Origin of the sequence: Bordetella saccharivorans, from assembly GCF_045862855.1 — a bacterium.
GTDB lineage: Bacteria > Pseudomonadota > Gammaproteobacteria > Burkholderiales > Burkholderiaceae_B > Bordetella_A > Bordetella_A petrii_F.
In genome coordinates, this window is sequence record NZ_BAAFZO010000001.1 from 2,541,412 (window position 1) to 2,557,372 (window position 15,961).

General features: G+C 68.3%; 15 protein-coding genes and 1 tRNA gene. 11 read left to right on the plus strand and 5 right to left on the minus strand.

Going from position 1 to position 15,961, the window contains the following annotated elements; all coding sequences use genetic code 11:
• Nucleotides 1–20 precede the first annotated feature (20 nt).
• The 6 genes from rnhA to ACKTT0_RS12175 all read left to right on the plus strand — a co-directional run bounded on the left by rnhA (nt 21) and on the right by ACKTT0_RS12175 (nt 6,418).
• Nucleotides 21–485: a ribonuclease HI gene (rnhA, locus tag ACKTT0_RS12150; RefSeq protein ID WP_407850150.1), complete on the plus strand. Its 465-nt coding sequence runs from the start codon at nt 21–23 to the stop codon at nt 483–485.
• Between the two features lie 185 nt (nt 486–670).
• Nucleotides 671–1,780, plus strand: a complete 1,110-nt coding sequence (locus ACKTT0_RS12155; RefSeq protein WP_407850151.1) for an efflux RND transporter periplasmic adaptor subunit — start codon at nt 671–673, stop codon at nt 1,778–1,780.
• On the plus strand, nt 1,777–4,863 hold the full coding sequence (locus ACKTT0_RS12160; protein ID WP_407850152.1) for an efflux RND transporter permease subunit: 3,087 nt from the start codon (nt 1,777–1,779) through the stop codon (nt 4,861–4,863). The genes ACKTT0_RS12155 and ACKTT0_RS12160 overlap by 4 nt, the downstream gene beginning before the upstream one ends.
• A 7-nt stretch (nt 4,864–4,870) precedes the next feature.
• Nucleotides 4,871–5,593, plus strand: coding sequence for a DNA polymerase III subunit epsilon (dnaQ, locus tag ACKTT0_RS12165; protein ID WP_407850153.1), 723 nt, complete (start codon nt 4,871–4,873; stop codon nt 5,591–5,593).
• A 62-nt stretch (nt 5,594–5,655) separates the two neighbouring features.
• Nucleotides 5,656–5,730, plus strand: a tRNA-Val gene (locus ACKTT0_RS12170).
• Nucleotides 5,731–6,172: 442 nt separating this feature from the next.
• A complete protein-coding gene (locus ACKTT0_RS12175; protein ID WP_407850154.1) occupies nt 6,173–6,418 on the plus strand; it encodes a hypothetical protein in 246 nt (81 codons plus the stop codon).
• A gap of 3 nt (nt 6,419–6,421) precedes the next feature.
• Here ACKTT0_RS12175 and ACKTT0_RS12180 read toward each other — a convergent pair whose 3' ends face one another.
• Both ACKTT0_RS12180 and ACKTT0_RS12185 read right to left on the minus strand, forming a co-directional pair.
• Nucleotides 6,422–6,673 carry a hypothetical protein gene (locus ACKTT0_RS12180; protein ID WP_407850155.1) on the minus strand — a complete coding sequence of 84 codons (252 nt, stop codon included), beginning with the start codon at nt 6,671–6,673 and terminating at the stop codon, nt 6,422–6,424.
• A 245-nt stretch (nt 6,674–6,918) separates the two neighbouring features.
• On the minus strand, nt 6,919–7,437 hold the full coding sequence (locus tag ACKTT0_RS12185; protein WP_407850156.1) for a GNAT family N-acetyltransferase: 519 nt from the start codon (nt 7,435–7,437) through the stop codon (nt 6,919–6,921).
• A 173-nt stretch (nt 7,438–7,610) separates the two neighbouring features.
• On the opposite strand from ACKTT0_RS12185, the gene ACKTT0_RS12190 reads away from it, so the two are divergent.
• Nucleotides 7,611–8,579, plus strand: coding sequence for a ChbG/HpnK family deacetylase (locus tag ACKTT0_RS12190; RefSeq protein WP_407850157.1), 969 nt, complete (start codon nt 7,611–7,613; stop codon nt 8,577–8,579).
• A gap of 10 nt (nt 8,580–8,589) precedes the next feature.
• Here ACKTT0_RS12190 and ACKTT0_RS12195 read toward each other — a convergent pair whose 3' ends face one another.
• The 3 genes from ACKTT0_RS12195 to ACKTT0_RS12205 are packed head-to-tail and all read right to left on the minus strand — an operon-like array spanning nt 8,590 to nt 11,082.
• The gene (locus tag ACKTT0_RS12195) at nt 8,590–9,504 is read right to left on the minus strand and encodes an alpha/beta hydrolase (RefSeq protein ID WP_407850158.1); all 915 of its coding nucleotides are present in this window, start codon (nt 9,502–9,504) and stop codon (nt 8,590–8,592) included.
• A gap of 40 nt (nt 9,505–9,544) precedes the next feature.
• Complete coding sequence (locus tag ACKTT0_RS12200) at nt 9,545–10,177, minus strand: LysE family translocator (protein ID WP_407850159.1); 633 nt, start codon at nt 10,175–10,177, stop codon at nt 9,545–9,547.
• A complete protein-coding gene (locus ACKTT0_RS12205; protein WP_407850160.1) occupies nt 10,174–11,082 on the minus strand; it encodes a DMT family transporter in 909 nt (302 codons plus the stop codon). Before ACKTT0_RS12205 ends, ACKTT0_RS12200 begins: the two co-directional genes overlap by 4 nt.
• A gap of 164 nt (nt 11,083–11,246) precedes the next feature.
• Between ACKTT0_RS12205 and ACKTT0_RS12210 the strand changes: the two genes are divergently transcribed.
• From ACKTT0_RS12210 to fusA, 4 genes are all read left to right on the plus strand, one after another.
• Nucleotides 11,247–12,650, plus strand: coding sequence for an aminotransferase-like domain-containing protein (locus ACKTT0_RS12210; RefSeq protein ID WP_407852420.1), 1,404 nt, complete (start codon nt 11,247–11,249; stop codon nt 12,648–12,650).
• A 93-nt stretch (nt 12,651–12,743) separates the two neighbouring features.
• The gene (locus tag ACKTT0_RS12215) at nt 12,744–13,088 is read left to right on the plus strand and encodes a protein tyrosine phosphatase family protein (protein WP_407850161.1); all 345 of its coding nucleotides are present in this window, start codon (nt 12,744–12,746) and stop codon (nt 13,086–13,088) included.
• A 91-nt stretch (nt 13,089–13,179) separates the two neighbouring features.
• A complete protein-coding gene (locus tag ACKTT0_RS12220; protein WP_028354840.1) occupies nt 13,180–13,644 on the plus strand; it encodes a universal stress protein in 465 nt (154 codons plus the stop codon).
• A 142-nt stretch (nt 13,645–13,786) separates the two neighbouring features.
• Nucleotides 13,787–15,901: an elongation factor G gene (gene fusA / locus ACKTT0_RS12225; RefSeq protein ID WP_407850162.1), complete on the plus strand. Its 2,115-nt coding sequence runs from the start codon at nt 13,787–13,789 to the stop codon at nt 15,899–15,901.
• The last annotated feature ends 60 nt before the right edge of the window (nt 15,902–15,961 follow it).

Here is a 15,961-nt window from a genome sequence, read left to right on the forward strand (position 1 = left end):
CCCGCTTCATATTCGGAACAATGCAGACAAACAATACGGAAGACGGCCAGCAGGTCGAGATGTGGACCGACGGGGCCTGCAAGGGCAATCCGGGGCCGGGCGGATGGGGCGTGCTGATGCGCGCCGGCGCGCACGAGAAGACGCTGCACGGCGGCGAGGCCGGCACCACCAACAACCGCATGGAGTTGTTGGCCGTCATCGAGGGCCTGCGCGCCCTGAAGCGCCCCTGCCGGGTGCTGATCCACACCGATTCGCAGTACGTCATGAAGGGCATGACCGAGTGGCTGGCCAACTGGAAGCGGCGCGGCTGGCTCACCGCCGACAAGAAGCCGGTCAAGAATGCCGAGTTGTGGCAGGCCCTGGACGAGCAGGTCGCGCGGCACCAGGTGGCCTGGCGCTGGGTGCGCGGCCATGCCGGCGACCCGGGCAACGAGCGGGCCGACGCGCTGGCCAACCTGGGGGTGCAGAGCGCCCGCAAGGCCTGAACGCCCGATTGCCCCCGCCAGGCATCGGGGAATACCCTGGTAACCGCCTTTGCACAACCCGGGGCACATCTGTTTGTGCCAGTATGTAAACGCGGGCGCCGATGCGCCATGCAATATCCCCGTTTTCACCGCGCCCGGGGCCGCTGCCGGCAGCCGGGCGCTCTTACGCACCGCGATCGTCGCGCATGAAAAAAGCTGTATTGGTGGCCGCCGTGGCGGCCGGCCTCGCCGCGGGCGGGGCCTTGGGGTTCTGGGCGCCGCGCTGGCTGGGCGGCGGCGGCGCCACGTCCGCCGCGCCGGCCGCGCCTGCCGCGCCGCAGGCCGAGACGGTCCGCGTCCAGACCGCGCGCGTCGAGCAGCTCAGCTTCACCCGCGGCATTTCCGCGGTGGGCAGCCTGCGTTCCGATGAGTCCGTCATGCTCCGCCCGGAGGTCGCCGGCCGGATCCAGCACATCGATTTCCAGGAGGGCCAGCCGGTCGAGCGCGGCCAGGTGCTGGTGCGCCTGGACGACTCCGTGCCCCGTGCTGAACTGGCCCAGGCCCGGGCCAACCTGGCGCTGGCGCAAAGCCATTACCGGCGGGCCGTGGACCTGCAAGGGCGCGGCTTCGTCAGCCAGCAGGCGCGCGACGAGGCCGCCAGCAACCTCAAGGTGCAGCAGGCCGCCGCCGCACTGGCCCAGGCGCGCCTGGACAAGATGACCATCCGCGCGCCGTTCGCCGGCATCGCCGGCCTGCGCAACATGTCGGTGGGCGACTACGTCGACCAGGGGCAGGACCTGGCCCCGCTGGAGGCCATCGACCCACTGAAAGTGGATTTCCGCGTGCCCGAGATGTACTTCAGCCGGGTCCAGGTCGGTCAGGCGCTGACCGTGCGCCTGGACGCCATGCCCGGCGAAGTGCGCGAAGGCCGGGTCTACGCCGTGAGCCCGCTGGTCGACGCGGGCGGCCGCTCGGTGCTGCTGCGCGCCACCGTGGCCAACCCCGATGCCAGGCTGCGCCCCGGCATGTTCGCGCGGGTGCAACTGTTGTTCGGCACCGACCAGGTGCTGGCCGTGCCCGAGGCGGCGCTGGCGCCATCGGGCCAATCGCAGTACGTATTCAACGTGCGCGACGGCCGCGCGCACCGCGCCGAGGTCACGCTGGGCGAGCGGCGCGACGGCAAGGTCGAGATCCTCACCGGCGTGGCCGCGGGCGACCAGGTCGTGGTGGCCGGCTTCCAGCGCCTGACCGACGGCGCGCCGGTCGAGGTAGTGGCCGACCCCGATGCCGCACAGGCGCAGGCGCGGCGGTCATGATCCTGTCCGAGGTCTGCATCCGGCGGCCGGTGTTCGCATCGGTGCTGTCGCTGCTCATCGTGCTGATCGGGCTGATTTCGTATTCCCGCCTGACGGTGCGCGAGTACCCCAACATCGACGAGCCCATTGTCTCGGTCAACACTACCTACAAGGGGGCGTCGCCCGAGGTCATCGAGTCGCAGGTCACCAAGCCGCTCGAAGACCAGCTCGCCGGGATCGAGGGCGTGAACGTCATGACCTCGCGCAGCCGCACCGAGCGCAGCCAGATCAACATCAAGTTCGACCTGTCGCGCGATCCGGACGCGGCCGCCGCCGAGGTGCGCGACAAGGTCTCGCGCGCGCGCCGCTACCTGCCGGACGAAATCGACGAGCCCATCATCGGCAAGGTCGAGGCCGATGCGCTGCCCATCATCTACATCGCGGTCGAGTCCGGCTCGCTGTCGGCCATCCAGACTTCCGACTACATCCACCGCTACATCAAGACGCGGCTGTCGGTGCTGCCCGGCGCGGCCGAGGTGCGCGTCTACGGCGAGCGGCTGCCGTCCATGCGCATCTACGTCGACCGCGACAAGCTCGCGGCGTACAGCCTGACGGTGCAGGACGTCGAAACGGCGCTGGCCAGCCAAAACGTCGAGATCCCCGCCGGCCGCATCGAGTCGCGCGACCGCGAGTTCTCGGTGGTGTCCTCCACCGACCTGCAGACGCCGCCGCAGTTCGCCGCCATCATCGTGGCCAACGTCAAGGGCTACCCGGTGCGGCTGGGCGACGTTGCCCGGGTCGAGATCGGCGCCGCGGACGACCGCATCCTGTCGCGCTTCAACGGCCGACCGGCCATCAATATCGGCCTGACGCGGCAATCCACCGCCAACCCGCTCGACCTGTCCAAGGCCGTGCGCGCCGAAGTCGCGCAACTCAACGAGACGCTGCCGGCCGGCATGAAACTGAACATCGCCTACGACTCGTCGGTGTTCATCGAGCGCTCGATCGAGTCGGTGTTCCACACCATCGGCGAGGCCATCGTGCTGGTGGTGCTGGTCATTTTCTTCTTCCTGCGCAACCTGCGGGCCAGCATCATTCCCATCGTCACCATCCCGGTGTCGCTGGTCGGCGCCTGCGGGCTCATGTACCTGTTCGGGTTCTCGGTCAATACGCTGACCCTGCTGGCCATGGTGCTGGCCATCGGGCTGGTGGTGGACGACGCCATCGTGGTGCTCGAGAACATCTTCCGGCACATCGAAGAGGGCATGCCGCGCCGCCAGGCGGCTTTCCAGGGGGCCAGGGAAATCGGCTTCGCGGTGGTGGCCATGACCCTGACGCTGGTCACGGTGTATGCGCCGCTGGCCTTCGCCACGGGGCGCACTGGCCGCCTGTTCATCGAGTTCGCGCTGACGCTGGCCGGCGCGGTACTGGTGTCCGGCTTCGTGGCGCTCACCCTCACGCCCATGATGTGTTCGGTGCTGCTGCGCCACGAACCGCGCCACAGCCGTTGGTACAACCTGGTGGAAGGCTGGCTCGACGGCCTGGCGCGCGGCTACCGGCGCTGGCTGGCGGCGGCGCTGCGCCATCGCGCGCTGGTGCTGGGCCTGGGCTTGCTGGTGGCGGCGGCCAGCGGCGTGCTGTTCTCGGTGGTCAAGAGCGAGCTGGCGCCCATCGAGGACCGCGGCGTGATCTTCGGCACGGTCAGCGCGCCCGAGGGCGCCACCCTGAACTACACGCTGGAAAGCATGCTCGACATCGAGCACTACTACCAGGGCATTCCCGAGGCAGAGGCCTACCAGGTGTCGGTCGGCTATCCCACCGTCAGCGACGCCACGGCCATCCTGCGCCTGAAGCCCTGGGAGCAGCGCGAGCGTCGCCAGCAAGAGATCGCGCGCGAGCTGCAGCCGAAATTCGCGGCGCTGCCGGGTGTCAGGGCTTTTCCCACCAATCCGCCGTCCCTCGGGCAGTCGGCCCGTTCCAAGCCGGTGGAATTCGTGATCATGAGCCAGGCGTCGTACCCGGAACTGGCGCGCATGGTCGATGTCTACCTGGACGCGTTGCGCGGCTATCCCGGGCTGCAGAACCTCGACACCGACCTGCGCCTGAACACGCCGGAGCTGCGCGTGCAGGTGGACCGCGACAAGATGGCCGACGTGGGGGCGGGCGTCGACGTGGTGGGGCGCACGCTGGAATCCATGCTGGGCGGGCGCCAGGTCACCCGCTTCAAGGACCAGGGCGAGCAATACGACGTCATCGTGCAGGTGCTGCCGCGCGACCGCGCCAACCCGGCCGATATCTCGGGCATCTACGTGCGCACGCGCGACGGCAGCATGGTCCAGCTCGACAACCTGCTGTCGGTGCATGAAAGCGTCTCGCCGCAGTCGCTCAACCATTTCAACCGCCTGCGCGCCGTCAAGGTCGAAGCGGCCGTGGCGCCGGGCTACGCGCTGGGCGAAGTCCTGGCGCACATGCAGGATGTCGCGCGCGAGGTGCTGCCGCATACGGTGGTCACCGACCTGGACGGCCAGGCGCGCGAGTTCCGCGACTCCTCCGGCAGCATCTACCTGGCGTTCGGCATGGCGCTGGCCTTCATCTACCTGGTGATGGCGGCCCAGTTCGAAAGCTGGCGCCACCCGTTCATCATCATGCTGTCGGTGCCGCTGTCCATGACTGGCGCGCTGCTGGCCCTTTGGCTCAGCGGCGGCACGCTGTCCATCTACAGCCAGATCGGCCTGATCACCCTGGTGGGGCTGATCACCAAACACGGCATCCTGATCGTCGAATTCGCCAACCAACTGCGCGACCAGGGCCGCGAGATGATCGACGCGGTGGTCGAGGCCAGCGTGCTGCGGCTGCGCCCCATCCTCATGACCACCGGCGCCATGGTGCTGGGCACGCTGCCGCTGGCGGTCTCGCAGGGCGCCGGCGCTGAATCGCGCCAGCAGATCGGCTGGGTCCTGGTGGGCGGCCTGATGCTGGGTACACTATTGACTTTGTTCGTGGTGCCGGTGGCCTACACCCTGGTCGCGAAGACGCGCCAATCGTCGGGCCGCGCCGCGCCAGGGCATGCCGCGCCCGGTATCACGCCACCCGCTTCAGAATAGCTCCGCCATGCGCCAAATCATCTTCGATACCGAAACCACCGGACTGGACCCCGCGCAGGGCCACCGCATCGTCGAAATCGGCTGCGTCGAGATCGTCAACCGCACCGTCACCGGCAACAACCTGCACATTTACCTGAATCCCGACCGCGACAGCGACCCCGAAGCGCTGGCGGTGCACGGGCTGACCACCGAGTTCCTGTCCGACAAGCCGCGCTTCGCCGAGGTCGCCGCGCAATTCCTCGAGTTCATCCGCGGCGCCGAGCTCATCGCCCACAACGCCAGCTTCGACGTCAAGTTCTTCAATGCCGAGCTGGCCCGTATCGGGCATGGCGAAATCACCGAGCACTGCGCCCAGATCACCGATTCGCTGCTGCACGCCCGCACGCTGTACCCGGGCAAGCGCAACTCGCTGGATGCCCTGTGCGACCGCCACGGTATTTCCAACGCGCACCGGACCCTGCACGGCGCCTTGCTCGACTCGCAACTGCTGGCCGAAGTCTGGCTCGCCATGACGCGCGGCCAGGACGCCCTGCTGATCGAAGTCGACGACGCCGGCCAGCAGGGCGGCGCCGGCATCGCCCTGGGGTCGTTCGACGCTTCGGTACTGCAGGTCGTCTCCGCCTCGGCCGAGGAACTGGCCGAGCACGAGGAATACCTCGCCAGCCTCGACAAGGCGGTGGGCGGCACCTGCGTCTGGCGCACCGTGGACGCGCCCGCGCAGGCGGCCTGAGCCCGCCTGGCCACGGCCCGTTTGCGCGGGCCGGGTTTTGCATGCTAGAATTTCGCCTCTTTGGGTGGTTAGCTCAGTGGTAGAGCACTGCCTTCACACGGCAGGGGTCACAAGTTCGAACCTTGTACCACCCACCAGAATATCCAAGGAAAACAAGGGCTTAGCCGAACTGGCTAGGCCCTTTTTCTTTTTGTGCTCAAAAAGTACTCAAAAAGCAGAGTGTGGGATAAGCCAGTACCTAAATGTGATTGTTGCTAGGATGAATCTATTTATGCTTGACTGATTCCAACTGTGACAATATGGTGCTTCCACTGGGTTTCATGAAGCCCACGTCGTGGGCTGGCCCAGATGGAGACAAACCATGGCAATTCCCCTCGGAAGCACCGCTAAGACGGGCGAAACGTGCCCCGAAAGCGGAGTATGGCAACCTGTTGGATACAACACCACGGCGCCCATAGCAAGAGGCAACCGGATGCCGCCGTATGACGGCAAAGCTGTAACTTGGAAGCTTATAAAGTACGCCTAAGCCGTATCGCATTACCGGCGGGCGGCCGGCCCGCCGGCAAGTCGAGAAATAGCATGGAAAAAGAACCCATCAGGTTTATCGGTGGCCCCAATGACGGCCAGTCTGTCACCCCGAAAGAGCCCATTGTGCCCGGGATGGTGATGCTAGGACCGGCGAATCACGGCTACACCCTGAAGCAATTCGAAGTCCCCAACCCCAAGACTGGCGAGTCAGAGAAGATCACCTTTTACGTCTCGGATGCCCTGGGGCCGGGAGAGGCGGAAAGGCTGATCCAGAAGATCCTGCCCTTCCGGACCTGACGATCACGTTACCCGCAGCCGCGCCCCGTCGCCTACCTCTTCGTTGATAGCGGCGATCAAGTCCCGGGCGGCCTTACCGGAGTACAACCCGTCGCCGATGGTGATATTGACCACGGGTGACTCCCTGGCCGGTTGGGCAGCAGGCTGAGCCGGGCTGCCGGCAACCGCGTCAGAGGGTTTCGAGTACCCAGAGGACGGCGAGCCACCTCCGCCGAACTGAACATTCTGGATGACGGAATCGATCTTGGTTGCCATGGCCCAGACTATACCGAGTACTCAAAAAGTACTCAAAATCTTCTGGAATTTCCGGGTGCCCTGACGAACAAGAAAGACCGTTTCTCCCTAGGAAAATGCACTTTTTCAGATTTCTCGGAACTCTAGAATCTCGCCTTCACACGGCAGGGGTCACAAGTTCGAACCTTGTACCACCCACCAAAACCCGGAAGGGCCGGCAACGCATGTTGCCGGCCCTTCGTCATTTCGGACGCCGCGCCTGCGCCTCAGGTGGGCGCCGCCAGGGCGCGCACCATGTAGCGGGCGCCCTGGCCGTACTGTGCCAGTTTGCCGCGCAGCGCGGCATCGGCGGCCACCGCGCGGTAGCCCAGGCGCTCCCAGTAGCCGACCGCCGAGCGCAAGGCCACCAGGCTGGTGTGCTGCAAGCCGCGGGTGCGCGCGACGGCCAGTCCGCCATGCAGCAGCGCCTGCGCGACGCCCAGCCCCTGGGCGGCCGGCAGCACGGCGCAGTCGTGCACGAACCAGCTGTCGGCGTCTTCCGGCAGCGTGTCCAGCGAGGTGTCGAGCGCCGGCGGGCGGTCAGCCCGCCAGGGATACGCAATCAGGTAGCCCAGCAGGCCGGCCCCGCTTTCGGCGACCAGGCAGGTGCCGGGGGAAATCTGCAGGCGGTTCTGGAACAGGGTGGCGCCTTCCAGCAGCGCCGCGGGATAGACGCTGGACTGGATGCGCAGCACCGGTTCGACATCGTCCGGCCGCATCGGCCGGACACGGTGGCGCGGGATCATCGGGACTCCTTGACGATGCCGCCATTGTATCGATGCGGGACGTCCCGGCGCAGGAGCGTACCCAGGCCCCAGGCCGCCCGCTGCGGCCGCCGGGCGTGAATCGGCGCGCTGCAATCATGTAGAAACCTGCGGCGATTATGGTCTGGTCCGATGCACTGTGCGAAGGCAAGCCGATGACGACCCGTGACCGATCCGCTGGCTGCGGCCAGCCAACCTTGCGCGGCCAGGCGGGCCATGCCCGCTCGCTGCCGGCCGGCAATGCCCGCTGCGCCGCGCATTTGTTCGGGCGGGACGGGCAGGGCGGACCGGGCGCAGACGCGGAGCAGGGCGGGGGCTGCTGGTGGAAGCGCATCGTCATGTGCGGCGACGATTTCGGCATGAACACCGGCATCGATGCCGGCATGCTGCGGCTGGCCCGGCTCGGCCGGCTCAGCGCCGCCAGTTGCCTGGCGCAGGGGCCCAGCTTCGCGGCCAATGGGCCGGGCCTGCGCGACCTGGATCTGGACCTGGGCGTGCACCTGAACCTGACCGAGGCCTTCGACGCGCCGGTGCAGGCTGCCGTGATGCCCCTGCCCACGCTTATCGCGCGCGCCTACGCCGGCCGCCTGGATGGCGCCTGGCTGGACGACCAGCTGGAGCGCCAATTCGACGCCTTCGAGCACGTGCTGGGCCGGGCGCCGGATTATGTCGATGGGCACCAGCACGTGCATCAATTGCCCGGCGTATTGCCGCGGCTGCTGGACATGTTGCGACGGCGCTACGGCGAGCGCCCGCCGTGGCTGCGCCACACGGCGCCCGGCATGCAGGAGGGGATTCCCCTGCGCGAGTCCGCCAGGGCGCGGCTGGTCGGCGCATTGGGCGCCGGGGCGGTCGCCCGGGTGGCCAGCCGCGACGGCTGGCGCACCAATCGACGCCTGCTCGGCGTCTACGGCCAGCAGGGCGGCGCGCGGCGCTATGCGCGGCTGTTGCAGCATTGGCTGCACAACGCGCGCGATGGCGACCTGCTGATCTGCCACCCGGCCTTGCCGGGCGCGACGGACGCACTGGCCGGCCAGCGGATGGCTGAATTCGACGTGCTGGCCCGCCCCGAGCTGGGCGACTGGATGCGCCTGAACGGCGTGCGCGTGGCGCGGCCGGCCTAGCGCGGGACGTTCAGAGAGGGCCGGCGGCCGCGATGCTGCCGCCGGCGGCCGGCACGTAAGCGCGGCTGGCGTCCCGGATGAAGCCGCGCACGGCCGTCTCGTAGGCCGCGCCGCTGCGGATGGCTCCGGAGTGCGATGCCCCGTCGATTTTTACCAGCCGCTTCAGGCCGGGCGGCGCTTTGAGCGCGGCGGCGAACAGTTCGTCGCTCATGGTGTGGGGCACCACGCGGTCGGCGGTGCCGTGCAGGAACAGCATCGGCGTGGTCAGGGTCGCGATTTTCTCGACCGAGGCGAACGGCTGCGTGACCAGCAAGCTGGCGCCAGGTAGTTTGCCCCATTTCAGGGTGCCCAGCATGGCGGCCACGCTGGTGAAGCTGGATTCGACGATCAACCCGGCGAAGGCCGGCATGTCGGGCCGCGCCGCCAGGTCGATGGCGATGGCGCCGCCCAGGCTGTGGCCGTACACGAAGCGCCGTGCCGCGTCGGGCTGGCGGCGCGCCAGCTCGCGCAGGGCGGCGGCCGCGTCTTCGAAAGCGGTCTCTTCGGAAGGCAGCAGCGGGGTGGATTCGCCGAAGCCGCGATAATCGATGGCCAGCACGGAATAGCCCATGCGGGTCCAGCCTTCCATGCGGAACGCGCTGCCGTTCAGGTTCCAGCGCGCGCCGTGCAGGTATAGCACCGCCGGGGCGTCGGCGCGCGGGTGCTGCCAGTACCAGGCGTGGACCTTGTCGCCGTCGGGCAGGGCCAGGTCGAAGATTTCGGTGCCGGCGGGCGGTTCGCGCCACCAGCGTTGCTGGTCGGCCTCGGGGGAGAAGATCGCCTGCCGCTGCCAGGCGTCGAGCTGGGTGCAGCCGACCGCGCTGGCGGCGGCCACCAGGCCGACGCCCAGCAGGCGGCGCAGGGAAAAACGGGGCAGCAGGGACATGAACGGTATGACCGCGCCGGGCGGGGCGGGTTCCGCAGTCCTAGACCAGCGCGGCCAGCTCCTGCGCCACCGGGTACAGCGAAGCCACCAGCAGCAGCGCCATGCCGATGTTGAACAGCCGGATCGCCATGGGGCGGTGCAGCACATGTTGCAGCGCCGCGCCGAAGGCGGCCCAGATGCCGATGCTGGGCAGGTTGACCAGGCAGCACACCACCGCCGCCAGCATCAGGTTGAAGTAGAAGCCGGCCTGCGGCGTATAGGTGGCGATGACGCCCACCGCCATGACCCAGGCCTTGGGGTTCACCCACTGGAACAGCGCCGCCTGCAGGAACGTGAAGGGCTGGCCGCGCTGTGCGCCGCTTTCCAGCGGCCCGGCCAGGGCGATCTTCCAGGCCAGGTACAGCAGGTAGAGCGCCCCGGCGTACTTCAGCACCGTATAGAGCCACGGAAACTGCTCGAAGGCGGCGCCCAGCCCCACCCCCACCAGCACCAGCATCAGGGTGAAGCCCAGGTTCACGCCCAGCATGTGCGGAATCGTGCGCCGGAAGCCGAAGGTCAGCCCCGACGAGGCCAGCATGATGTTGTTGGGCCCGGGGGTAATGGAGCTGACCAGCGCGAACAGCGCCAGCGGCCCCAGCAGCACCCACATCTGTCCGTCGGCGGGATGGTTCATGATGCGCTCCGGACGATGGCGTGGCGGCCGCCGGCAATGACGACGATGACGGCCAGCGCGAACAGGAAGGTCGCCGGCTCGACGGCCTCGTGGAACAGCAGCGCCGCCGCCGCCACCGTGAGGAACGGCTGCAGCAGCTGCACCTGGCCGACCCGCGCGATGCCGCCCACGGCCAGCCCGCGATACCAGGCGAAGAACCCCAGGAACATCGAGCCGAAGGCCAGATAGGCGAAGGCGGCGATGGTCGCGGCGCTGGGCCAGGCGGTATCCGTGCCCAGCCATGCCACCGGCACCGCCACGACCGGCGCGCTGACGACCAGCGCCCAGCAGATGGTGCGCCAGCCGCCCAGTGTGCGCGAGGCCCGCGCCCCCTCGGCATAACCCATGCCGCCCAGCAATACCGCCAGCAGCAGCCAGAGGTCGCCAGTCTGCAGGGTGCCATGCCCCTGGCGCAGCGCAAAGGCCATGACCAGGATCGCGCCCGCCACCGCCCAGGCCCAGAATGCCGGGGAGGGGCGCTCGCCGCTGCGCCAGGCGGCGAACAGCGCCGTCGACAGCGGCAACAGCCCGTTGAACACCGCACCGTGGGCGGCCGGCACGCTCGCCATGGCCAGCGTCGAGGCCAGCGGCCAGCCGACCACGATGCCCAGCGCCGCCAGCAGCACGCCGGTCCATTCGCCGCGCGCGGGCAGGCGGCTGCGGGTTGCCCACAGCAGCAGCGCCGCCGGCACGGCCGCCAGCAGCGCCCGGCCCAGGCCGATCAGCAGGGGCGGCAGCTCGGCCACCGCCACCCGGGTCATGGGCAGGGTCAGGGAGAACACCAGTACACCCAGCAGGCCGTAGCCATAGCCCTCCCAGAGCGGCGTGGCGGGGGGCGGAGCGGCGTAGGCGGCGGGGCGTGGCATGGGGATGACTTCGGCGGGCTTGCTTGCAAGCGGGATTCCTGCCACTCTACGCACATCGGACAGTACAGTACCGATACACTTCACCATATCAGCTTGATTACTGGCCTGGTAACTCGACCATGACAGTTGTATCCCCTCCCGAGGCGGCCGCCGACTGGCGCCCGGTGCGCCAGGCAGACGCCACGCTGGTGGCCCAGCTGGCCGACGACGTGGCCCGCCGCATCGACGACCAGGGCCTGCGCCCGGGCACCCGGCTGCCCTCCATACGCAAGATGGCCGAACAGGCCGGCGTGAGCCGTTTCACGGTGGTCGAAGCCTACGACCGCCTGGTGGCGCGCGGGCTGGTGCAATCCCGGCGCGGCGCCGGCTTTTTCGTGCGGGCGCGCCGCGGCCCGTTGGCGGCCGCCGCGCGCAATCCGGCCGGCGGCCAGGCGGCGCCGGTGCGCATCGACGTCGCCTGGCTGCTGCGCAGCATGTTCCGCGAACCCGACGCGGCCATGCCGGGCGGCGCCGGCCTGCTGCCGGCCGACTGGCTCGATCCCGGCATGGTGGCGGCTGCGGTGCGCGCGGTCGGCCGCTCGGTGCGCGGCCAGTTGGTGACCTACGGCTCGCCGCTGGGCTACGCGCCGCTGCGGCAGCAACTGGCGTCGCGCCTGCAGGCCGACGGCGTGCCCGCCCATCCCGATCACAACCTGCTCACCACCAATGGCGTCACGCATGGGCTCGACCTGGTCGCCCGCCATTTCATCCGGCCGGGCGACGCCGTACTGGTCGAAGACCCGGCCTGGTTCGTCATCTTCGGCCGGCTGGCCGCATTCGGCGCCCGCCTCATCGGCGTGCCGCGCGGCCCCGACGGCCCCGACATCGAGCAGCTCGACCGCCTGGCCGCCTTGCACAAGCCGCGGCTGTTCATCATCAACAGCGCGGTCCACAACCCTACCGGCCACACCTTGTCGGCCGGCGCCGCCTACGACATCCTGCGGCTGGCGGAACGGCACGATTTCCTGGTGGTGGAGGACGACACGTATGGCGAACTCCACCCTGGCGGCGCCATGAAGCTGGCTTCGCTCGACCGCCTCAACCGGGTGATCCTGGCCGGCGGTTTTTCCAAGATGCTGGCGGCCAGCCTGCGCGTCGGCTACCTGGCCGGCAATGCCGAGTTGGTGCAGAAACTGGCCGACCTCAAAATGCTGGCCGGGCTGACCACCCCGGAGCTGGGCGAGCGGGTGGTGCACCGGGTGCTGGTCGAGGGCCAGTACCGCCGCCACGTCGAGCGGGTACGGGCACGTGTCAATGCCGCCCGCCAGCAGTGCCTGGCCGCCCTGGCCGAACTGGGGCTCGGTATCCCGCACGAGCCCCACGCCGGCATGTTCGTCTGGGCCGATTGCGGCCGCGACGCCGAGGGCCTGGCGCGCACGGCCGCCGACCGCGGCCTGTTGCTGGCCCCGGGCAGCCTGTTCTCGCCGGTGCAGGCGCCTTCGTCCATGCTGCGTTTTTCGGTGGCCATGGTCGGCACACCGGGCATCTGGAAGGCAGTGGGCGAGGTGCTGGCGGCGCCCGGCCGCTGAAGGGAAGAGCGCCCCCGCGGGCGCCCGGGCGCCAGGGGCCCGGAAGACATATACTGTTCTTCTCTCCCTGGCTTCATCATTCGAGGAATTCCCATGGCTGTCCCCATCAAGCCGCTGACCGAGCAGTTCGCCGTCGCCCCCCAGTTGTCGCCCGAAGACATGGCCGGCGTGGCGGCTGCCGGGTATAAAAGCGTCATCATCAACCGTCCTGATTTCGAAGGCGGCCCCGACCAGCCCACCGCTGCCGCGGTCTCGAAGGCCGCTCTGGAAGCCGGCCTGCAAGTCGAATACCAGCCCGTCATCGGCAGCGCCATGACCGCCGCCGACGTCGCGCGCTTTGCCGAGCTGCTGCGCACGCTGCCCGGCCCGGTGCTGGCGTATTGCCGTACCGGCACGCGTTGCACTAATCTGTTCGTGGCATCGCAGCAGATGCCTTGATGGCTCTCAACGCTGCGGGAAGACCGCAATGCGGAAAGCATAGGTTTTCCGGTAGCATGAGTGCTCTTACCAGCAGACAGGAGCAGGCAACATGTTCAAGAAAATCCTGATTCCCACCGACGGCTCCCCGCTTTCGGCGCAGGCCGCCAACGCAGGCATCTGCTTTGCCCGGTCGGTCGGCGCAGAAGTCGTTGCCCTGCACGTCACCCAGCCTTTCGCCGCCACCATCGGCTTCGACGGCATGGCCGCGGCCTATGCCATCACCGACGAAGACTACGAAAAAGCCTCCGCCGAACAGGCCGAAAAATACCTCAAGGCCATCCTCGACCGCGCCGAGACGGCGGGCGTCAAGGCGCAGTCGCGCGCCGTGTCGAATTTCAACGTCGCCGACGGCATCGTCCAGGCCGCCTCCGAAAACGGCTGCGACCTGATCTTCATCGGCAGCCATGGCCGCAGCGGCCTGTCGCGGCTGTTGCTGGGCAGCGTCACTGCCAAGGTGCTGTCGCTGGCCACCACCGCGGTGCTGGTCTACCGCGTCAAGGAAGACAAGAAGTAATCCCCGCCCGCCGCGCCACCCATACCTGTGGCGCGGGCAGGGCTATATGGCGCCCGGCAACCATGCGCGCGTAATATCGGCGATGGCGGGCAAGCCCCGTGGCTTGTCCGCCATTCCAGCCGGATTCACACCAGGGGCCGCCATGACTCGCAAGACGCGCATCGAACAATACCGCAACATCGGCATCAGCGCCCACATCGACGCGGGCAAGACCACGACCACCGAGCGCATCCTCTTCTACACCGGCATCACCCACAAGCTGGGCGAAGTCCATGACGGCGCGGCCACCATGGACTGGATGGAACAGGAGCAGGAACGCGGCATCACCATCACCTCGGCGGCCACCACCGCGTTCTGGCGCGGCATGGCGGGCAATTACCCCGAGCATCGCATCAACATCATCGATACGCCCGGCCACGTCGACTTCACCATCGAGGTCGAGCGCTCCATGCGCGTGCTCGACGGCGCCTGCATGGTCTACGACGCGGTCGGCGGCGTGCAGCCGCAGTCCGAGACGGTCTGGCGGCAGGCCAACAAGTACGGCGTGCCGCGCATCGCGTTCGTCAACAAGATGGACCGCATCGGCGCCGATTTCTTCCGCGTGCAGAAGCAGATCGCCGAGCGCCTCAAGGGCGACGCCGTGCCCATCCAGATCCCGGTCGGCGCCGAGGACCACTTCGAGGGCGTGGTGGACCTGGTCAAGATGAAAGCCATCATCTGGGACGACGCCAGCCAGGGCGTGAAGTTCGAGTACCGCGACATCCCGGCCGACCTCGCCGACACGGCGCAGCAGTGGCACGACCGCATGGTCGAGAAGGCCGCCGAGGCCGACGAGGCGCTGCTCGAAAAATACCTGTCCGGCGAGCCGCTGTCCGAGGACGATATCAAGCGTGGCCTGCGCCTGCGCACCATCGCCAATGAAATCGTCCCCATGCTGTGCGGCAGCGCCTTCAAGAACAAGGGCGTGCAGGCGATGCTGGACGCGGTCATCGACTACCTGCCTTCGCCGGTCGACGTGCCCGCCATCAAGGGCCACGACGAGCGCGACCGCGAGATCGAGCGCCATCCGGCCGACAACGAGCCGTTCTCGGCCCTGGCCTTCAAGATCATGACCGACCCGTTCGTCGGCCAGCTGGTGTTCTTCCGCGTGTATTCCGGCGTGGTCAAGTCGGGCGACTCGGTGCTCAACCCGCTCAAGGGCAAGAAAGAGCGGCTCGGCCGCATCCTGCAGATGCACGCCAACGAGCGCCGCGAGATCAGCGAAGTCTACGCCGGCGACATCGCCGCGGCGGTGGGCATCAAGGACGTCACCACTGGCGATACCCTGACCGATCCGGCCCATGTGATCATTCTCGAGCGCATGTCCTTCCCCGAGCCGGTCATTTCGCAGGCGGTCGAGCCCAAGACCAAGGCCGACCAGGAAAAAATGAGCCTGGCGCTGAACCGCCTGGCCCAGGAAGACCCGTCGTTCCGCGTGCGCACCGACGAAGAGTCCGGCCAGACCATCATCTCGGGCATGGGCGAGCTGCACCTGGAAATCCTGGTCGACCGCATGAAGCGCGAATTCGGCGTCGAGGCCACGGTGGGCAAGCCCCAGGTCGCCTACCGCGAGACCATCCGCGCCACCTGCGACCAGGTCGAGGGCAAGTTCATCAAGCAGTCCGGCGGGCGCGGCCAGTACGGCCACGTGGTGCTCAAGCTCGAGCCGCAGCCGCCGGGCGCGGGTTACGAGTTCGTCGACGCCATCAAGGGGGGCGTGGTGCCGCGCGAGTTCATCCCCGCGGTGGACCGCGGCGTGCGCGAAAGCCTCAATGCCGGCGTGCTGGCGGGCTATCCGGTGGTCGACGTGAAGGTGACCCTGGTGTTCGGCTCCTACCACGACGTCGATTCCAACGAGAACGCCTTCCGCATGGCGGCATCCATGGCGTTCAAGGACGGCATGCGGCGCGCCCGCCCGGCCTTGCTCGAGCCCATGATGCACGTCGAGGTCGAGACGCCCGAGGACTTCACCGGCCATGTCATGGGCGATCTCTCGTCGCGGCGCGGCATGGTGCAGGGCATGGAAGACATCGCCGGCGGCGGCGGCAAGCTGGTGCGGGCGGAAGTGCCGCTGGCCGAGATGTTCGGCTATTCGACGGCGCTGCGCTCGTTGACCCAGGGGCGGGCCACCTACACCATGGAGTTCAAGCACTACGCCGAGGCGCCGCGTCAGGTGGCCGAACAGGTCATCGCCGCCCACGGCGGCACGGTCCGCTAGTGTCGCTACGCCGATATAGCCAGCGCCCATGCGCCCGGCTATGATCGCAACACACCTGCC

Excerpts from the sequence above, each read along its gene's own strand:
- rnhA (WP_407850150.1), top strand. The coding sequence starts at position 21 with ATGCAGACAAACAATACGGAAGACGGCCAGCAGGTCGAGATGTGGACC.
- ACKTT0_RS12155 (WP_407850151.1), top strand. The coding sequence starts at position 671 with ATGAAAAAAGCTGTATTGGTGGCCGCCGTGGCGGCCGGCCTCGCCGCG.
- ACKTT0_RS12160 (WP_407850152.1), top strand. The coding sequence starts at position 1,777 with ATGATCCTGTCCGAGGTCTGCATCCGGCGGCCGGTGTTCGCATCGGTG.
- dnaQ (WP_407850153.1), top strand. The coding sequence starts at position 4,871 with ATGCGCCAAATCATCTTCGATACCGAAACCACCGGACTGGACCCCGCG.
- ACKTT0_RS12175 (WP_407850154.1), top strand. The coding sequence starts at position 6,173 with ATGGAAAAAGAACCCATCAGGTTTATCGGTGGCCCCAATGACGGCCAG.
- ACKTT0_RS12180 (WP_407850155.1), bottom strand. The coding sequence starts at position 6,673 with ATGGCAACCAAGATCGATTCCGTCATCCAGAATGTTCAGTTCGGCGGA.
- ACKTT0_RS12185 (WP_407850156.1), bottom strand. The coding sequence starts at position 7,437 with ATGATCCCGCGCCACCGTGTCCGGCCGATGCGGCCGGACGATGTCGAA.
- ACKTT0_RS12190 (WP_407850157.1), top strand. The coding sequence starts at position 7,611 with ATGACGACCCGTGACCGATCCGCTGGCTGCGGCCAGCCAACCTTGCGC.
- ACKTT0_RS12195 (WP_407850158.1), bottom strand. The coding sequence starts at position 9,504 with ATGTCCCTGCTGCCCCGTTTTTCCCTGCGCCGCCTGCTGGGCGTCGGC.
- ACKTT0_RS12200 (WP_407850159.1), bottom strand. The coding sequence starts at position 10,177 with ATGAACCATCCCGCCGACGGACAGATGTGGGTGCTGCTGGGGCCGCTG.
- ACKTT0_RS12205 (WP_407850160.1), bottom strand. The coding sequence starts at position 11,082 with ATGCCACGCCCCGCCGCCTACGCCGCTCCGCCCCCCGCCACGCCGCTC.
- ACKTT0_RS12215 (WP_407850161.1), top strand. The coding sequence starts at position 12,744 with ATGGCTGTCCCCATCAAGCCGCTGACCGAGCAGTTCGCCGTCGCCCCC.
- ACKTT0_RS12220 (WP_028354840.1), top strand. The coding sequence starts at position 13,180 with ATGTTCAAGAAAATCCTGATTCCCACCGACGGCTCCCCGCTTTCGGCG.
- fusA (WP_407850162.1), top strand. The coding sequence starts at position 13,787 with ATGACTCGCAAGACGCGCATCGAACAATACCGCAACATCGGCATCAGC.